This is a genomic window from Salinibacter sp., assembly GCF_042218895.1.
Classification (GTDB): domain Bacteria; phylum Bacteroidota; class Rhodothermia; order Rhodothermales; family Salinibacteraceae; genus Salinibacter.
On record NZ_JBDGQQ010000076.1, the window covers coordinates 1 to 5,981 of the forward strand.

At 63.1% G+C, this 5,981-nt stretch carries 4 protein-coding genes; all 4 read left to right on the forward strand.

The window, feature by feature from the left end; all coding sequences use genetic code 11:
- The first annotated feature begins 476 nt into the window (after nt 1–476).
- Nucleotides 477–1,088, forward strand: a complete 612-nt coding sequence (gene lptC / locus ABEL04_RS07140; protein WP_375801698.1) for an LPS export ABC transporter periplasmic protein LptC — start codon at nt 477–479, stop codon at nt 1,086–1,088.
- Nucleotides 1,089–1,198: 110 nt separating this feature from the next.
- On the forward strand, nt 1,199–3,373 hold the full coding sequence (locus ABEL04_RS07145; RefSeq protein ID WP_375801699.1) for an OstA-like protein: 2,175 nt from the start codon (nt 1,199–1,201) through the stop codon (nt 3,371–3,373).
- Entirely contained in the window at nt 3,370–4,155 is a 786-nt protein-coding gene (gene lptB / locus ABEL04_RS07150; RefSeq protein ID WP_375801700.1) for an LPS export ABC transporter ATP-binding protein, read from the forward strand. The genes ABEL04_RS07145 and lptB overlap by 4 nt, the downstream gene beginning before the upstream one ends.
- A gap of 321 nt (nt 4,156–4,476) precedes the next feature.
- On the forward strand, nt 4,477–5,981 hold a 1,505-nt coding region (gene glmS / locus ABEL04_RS07155; RefSeq protein ID WP_375801701.1), incomplete at its 3' end, for a glutamine--fructose-6-phosphate transaminase (isomerizing).

A 5,981-nucleotide genomic window follows, 5' to 3' on the forward strand; every position in this document is an offset into this window, starting at 1 on the left:
GGCGTTCCGGAAGTCGAGTGTATCGCCGATATGGATAACGACGGTTTCGGTAGTGAGCGACTCAGTTTCGAAGTTCATAGCAGCAATCGGGTCTTCTGGGAAAATGTAGTGGCAAGAGCGGTCGGCAAAACCCCCAGCGGCTTATTACGAGGGATGCTCTGTAAAGAAACGGGGACTGAATGGTTGTCACGTGTAAGTTTCCACAAAAACTGCACCACAGTGTCCGTACGGAGTTGATCCGCGCAAAATCAATACCAGTATAGCGAGCAGGTCCTGGACTGTGAAGGCGCGTTCCGGCGGGCGGCTGTGGAGCCCCGATTTTTTAGGCGGTGTTCCGCCGCGCCACCGGGCACGGAACGCGCTCGGTGAAACGGTAGCGGTGTCGTCTTCTCCCCCGACCGGCTCGCTGTGGACCGCCACGTGTCCGCCATCGTAGAAGGCACACGGTTTAAACGATGCCTTGATCAGTCTAACAAATGAACTCGATCCCTCCACTGCTACTGGGGGCGGTGCTCGTCTCGGCTTTGCTCGTCGGGAGCGGGTGTGAACACCGGACCCGCTCGGCGGCCGCAGCGTCATCGGACACAACTGCGGGACCCGTTCCGACGCACGTGAGCTGGGACGCGAATTTCACGATGATAAAGAAGGGCCACCGCCGTGCCGTGCTCAAGGCCTCCCGTATGGAGCAGTACACCGTTGCGGACAGCACCTATTCGGTCTGGCGGTCGACCCCATCTGATACGCTACGGGTGCGCACCTACCTTTTCGACTCGCAGGGAGATTCCTCGGCAACCATGACGGCCGACAGTGTGGTCTTCCAGGACGGGAAGGGCCGACTCGTCGCCTACGGGGATGTTGTAGTCACCACAGAAAGCAATAAACGTCTTGAGAGCGAGAAGCTGACCTGGCGGCAGGCCGATCGACGGATCCGCACCCAGCGGTTCGTCCGCATCACAACCCCTGAAGAAGTGGTTGAGGGCGAGGGCCTCGTCGCCGAGGAGGACCTGGACACCTACCAGATCGGGCAATTCCATGCCCGCGTTGAGGTTGACGATCAGGGGAAGAACTCGGAGAAAGACGACGGGTAGAGACCTGCCGGTTCTCATTCAGGGAACGTCCTTCCGTAGTCCGCAGTGCAGAGGGCCGCGCCGAGGGGAACGGACTCGGCCGCAGCCACTGCAGTAGCGCTCCTGTGCGTATGATTGGATCTCTCGCTGGATTCTTGCCGACCGGAAAGGGAGGGTCTCTCCTGTCGGGCGTGCTGTGCCTGGTCCTGATGGGGGGACTTGCCCTGACAGGTCGGGCGCAGGTGCCCGCCGACACGGTCCAGGAAGTTCCCGCAGGGGCCGAACCGGCTGAGCTCGATTCTCTCCCGTCTGCGGCGGACAGCCCCCCCCTGCAGCCCCCCGGCATGCCCAACGCGGCGCCCGACACAGGAGACACCGACCGGGTGTACGTGAACGCAGACTCCCTGAGTGCTCTTCAGCGCAATGGGAAACGCATTCAGGAGCTGTTCGGGAACGTCTTCGTCCGCCAGGATACCACGCGTCTCCGGTCGGACTATGGCCGTCGGTACCTTCAGCAAAACAAGCTCCTCTTCGTCGACAACGTCGTCATCTACGGGAAAGAAGACACCCTGCGCGCAGACACGGTCCGATACAACCGAGTCACGGAGGTCGGGCGCGCCCGCGGACACGTCCGCCTGACGGACGGGGACGTGATGGTGCGGGCAAAACGCGGCACATACTACGCCGAAGCGGACCGCACCGTGTTTCCTGACAGCGTGGTGCTCGTAGACAGCAACCGCGTCCTCCGGGCCCAGCACGGAACGTACTGGTCCGACGAGCAGCGGGCAGAGTTTGGGGGCACCGTTCGGCTCACCGAGCCGGGAACGACACTTCTCGCCGACTCGCTTACGTACTACCGCAACCGGGACCGGTCGGTCGCACGGGGGGACGTCTTCATCGACCGGCGTCGGGACGAGGGACCCAGGGCCGACATGACGACCCAGACCTATCTCTTCGGGAACCAGGTCGACAACCGTGAACGGCGCCGCTACAGCCGTGTCGAGGGGCGCGCGCTTCTCATCCGAGTGCGAATAGACTCGACCGGCACTCCAACCGACACCCTTGTGGTGCGAAGCCACCGGCTCGACGCCGTTCGGACCGACACGCACCGCCGCATCGTGGCGGTGGACTCTGTACGAATCTGGACGCCAGATCTTGCGGCGGTGGCCGACTCGGTGGTGTATGACCGCGTGACAGCCCCGACCGCGGACAGCACCGGGGGCCCGACGGTCCCGATCGACACGGCCCGCCCTCCGCCCGACTCGGTCTCTGTTATTGCAAGAAAAAACCCTCCCGAAACGGACTCGTCCGCCGATGCACGGGCAGTCCCCGACTCTTCAGCCGGAAGTACAGTGGGAACAGGGGCGAAGGCGTCTGCGCCTACCGGATCCGCACCCGCGCCCCCTGGCGACGGAGCCGCAACGTCCCAAAATCCCCTGCCGGATTCGCTAGACCCGGCGGAGGGGGACTCGGAGGCAGAGGGCTCGACTCGAAACTGGACCACCCCGACGGCACAGTCGGACACGGTACTTCCCCTCGAGGAAATCCGGCTGTTCCAAAATCCAATGACCTGGTTTGAAGGGAGTCAGGTGTGGGGGGACTCAATTCGGGTGCGTGCACAGAACCGAACCCTCGACACCGTCTTTGTTCGAGGTTCGGCCTTTGCGGCCCAGCGCGACTCGGCCCTGGCGCGCACGAACCAGCTCAAGGCGAGAAACATCACTGCCTTTTTTCGGTCGGACTCGCTGCGCCGCATTCGAGGAGCGCCCAACGCTCGGGCCATCCGCTTTTTGGCCTCGGACGCGGACTCATTGAGCGGTGCGATTCGGGCTTCGGGCGATTGGGTCGTGGTCCGTCTCCTGCGTGGAGGAGGCAGGCGCATCAAGTTCGGACCGGGCATAGAGGGACGGGCGTACGACCGGGCGAAGAACATCCCGGAGCCCTTCACGCTCGAGGGATTCCGGTGGACGCCCGAGCGCCGCCCAACCCGAGCGGCACTACTCCGCCAGAAGCGGGTGCGCCAGCGGCTCGATCTGGACCTTTCCCCCCAGCGGCCCCTTGCTCGACAGGCGCAGCAACCGCCCTCGGCCCCTCGCGCAGACTCTGTGGGCCGGACCCCGCCCCTCCAGGAGGACTCGTTCACGAATGTCCCGGCCCCACTCCAGAATTCTCGATCGGGGGACCAGCGTGGAGCACGGGATTCCCTACGGACCAGGCCCGCGGTTCGTCCCGATTCAATCCCATCCCCGAGACGGCCCGCAGCTCCGCCCGACACGTCCCAGATGGATCCGAAGTCGCAACTATGAGCACATCGTCCGACGTTGACCATTTTGCGGATCGGGGCATTCCGGACGCCCCGATGACCCTCACCGCCGAGCACCTCACGAAGCGCTACGACAAACGCGCCGTCGTGGACGACGTGAGCCTAAGCGTGGAGCAGGGCGAAATCGTGGGGCTCCTTGGGCCGAATGGGGCCGGAAAGACCACCACGTTCCACATGATTGTGGGCATGACCCGTCCCGACGAGGGCGCGATCTACCTTGAAGACGACGACATCACCCGCCTTCCCATGTACAAGCGGGCGCGTCGGGGAATCGGATACCTGGCGCAGGAGACCTCTGTCTTCCGGGAGCTCACGGTGGAGAACAACTTGCACGCCGTCCTCGAATTTCAGTCAATCGGCGACGAGGAGCGGAAGGCCCGTGTCGAGTCGCTCATCCGCGAGTTCGGCCTGGAGCGCGTTCGGGACTCGAAGGGATATGAGCTCTCCGGCGGAGAGCGTCGCCGCACCGAAATTGCTCGGGCCCTCTCGACGCGTCCCCGCTTCTTCCTGCTCGACGAGCCGTTCGCCGGCGTCGACCCCATCGCGGTTGAGGACATCCAGAGCATCGTCTCGGGGTTGCAGGAGCGGGGCATCGGCGTGCTCATTACAGACCACAACGTGCACGAGACGCTTGCAATTACGGATCGGGCGTACTTACTATACGAAGGGCAGATCTTGAAGCATGGAACCGCAGAGGAACTTGCTGCCGATCCTGAAGTGCGCAAGCGGTACCTTGGGGAAAAATTTTCTCTGGAGCGCTATTAGGTTCAATTTCTTTCGATTGGCCGGTGTCGCTCAGTTCGCGCCCACTCCGAGAGTCTGGGGCCTCTTCGCTCTCTTTCACTTCCAACTCGGCCTGGGAAGCATTGAATTGAGTTCGGAGTCAGGAGCGAGGAATAGAGTCCCCTGAGAGAGGGAGACCGATGGACTTTTTCCGCAGAGCACGAGTCCACGCCGGATCCGGGCGTGCACTACCTACATTTCTACATCTTCTTTAGACAGCGCCGGGTCGTTCAGACGGTGCCCAGTGGGCGCAAGGAGATCCATCGTTTCTGTCACTCACTTCACCAAATCGCATCTCAGCTTATGTGTGGCATTGTGGGGTACATCGGAAATAAGCAGGCGGAGGACATCCTGTTGACGGGCCTGAAGCGACTGGAATATCGCGGGTACGACTCGGCCGGCATCGCGACAGTGGATGGCACGAATCTTCACGTCCGCAAGCAGGAAGGGAAGGTGGATGATCTTCGTGGGAGCCTCAATGGGACGCTAACGGGCACAACAGGCGTCGGGCACACACGCTGGGCCACTCACGGCGCCCCGAACGACACGAACGCCCATCCCCACCTCAGCACGGACGGCTCTTTCGCACTGGTCCATAACGGGATCATCGAGAACCACGGTGCCATCCGGGAGCGGCTCGAGGAGAAGGGGTACACGTTTCGGAGTGAGACCGACACGGAGGTTCTCGTCTACCTCATCGAGGAGGTGCAGCGAGAAGCCGAGCTCTCCCTCCCTGAAGCGGTGCGGCAGGCGCTCACGCAGGTCGTTGGGGCCTACGGGATTGTCGTTGTGTCCCGGGATGATCCGGACCTTCTGCTCGCCGCGCGCAACGGAAGCCCGCTGATCCTGGGGGTCGGGGACGACGAGCACTTCGTCGGGTCCGATGCCGCTCCGCTGGTCGAGCACACGCGGCAGGTGGTGTACCTTGAGGACGGGGAGATGGCGACCATCCACCGATCAGGCTACGAGGTAATGACCATCGACAACGAACCTCTGAAGAAAGAGGTCCACGAGCTCGAATGGTCCCTCGGCGAGATCGAGAAGGGGGGGTACGACCACTTCATGTTGAAGGAAATCATGGAGCAGCCGGAAGCCCTGGAGGATGCCATGCGGGGACGGGTCCGCCCCCAGGACAACCAGATCAAACTCGGGGGACTCCACGACCATTGGGACCAGTTGCGCGACGCCGATCGCGTGATCATTGCGGCGTGTGGCACCTCCTGGCACGCCGCCCTCGTGGGCGAATACCTCATCGAGTCTGCGGCCCGCGTGCCCGTGGAGGTCGAGTACGCGAGCGAATTCCGGTACCGCGATCCGATTCTTCGGGACGGCGACGTGGTGCTGGTCATCTCCCAGAGCGGGGAAACGGCGGACACCCTGGCGGCGGTGCGGGAGGCGCATAGTCAGAACGTCCCGTGCTTTGGAATCTGTAACGTGGTCGGGTCCACCATTGCCCGGGAAACGGATGTGGGCGTGTACCTCCACGCCGGGCCCGAGATCGGGGTCGCTTCCACGAAGGCCTTTACGGCGCAGGTCACTGTGCTGTCGATGATTGCCCTTAAGCTGTCGAAGGGACGCACGCTGTCGAAGGCTGAGTTGGCCGACAACATCAATGCCCTGGCCGGCGTCCCCGACCAGGTGCGCCGCGTACTGGACGCGAGCAACGGGGCCCTCGAATCGATGGCGCACACCTACCGCTACGCCTCCAACTTCCTCTACCTGGGCCGCGGCTACAACTTCCCCGTGGCGCTGGAGGGGGCGCTCAAGCTCAAGGAGATCTCCTACATCCACGCCGAGGGCTACCCGGC

Coding starts and splice junctions, on each gene's coding strand:
- lptC (WP_375801698.1), top strand. CDS start 477: ATGAACTCGATCCCTCCACTGCTACTGGGGGCGGTGCTCGTCTCGGCT.
- ABEL04_RS07145 (WP_375801699.1), top strand. CDS start 1,199: ATGATTGGATCTCTCGCTGGATTCTTGCCGACCGGAAAGGGAGGGTCT.
- lptB (WP_375801700.1), top strand. CDS start 3,370: ATGAGCACATCGTCCGACGTTGACCATTTTGCGGATCGGGGCATTCCG.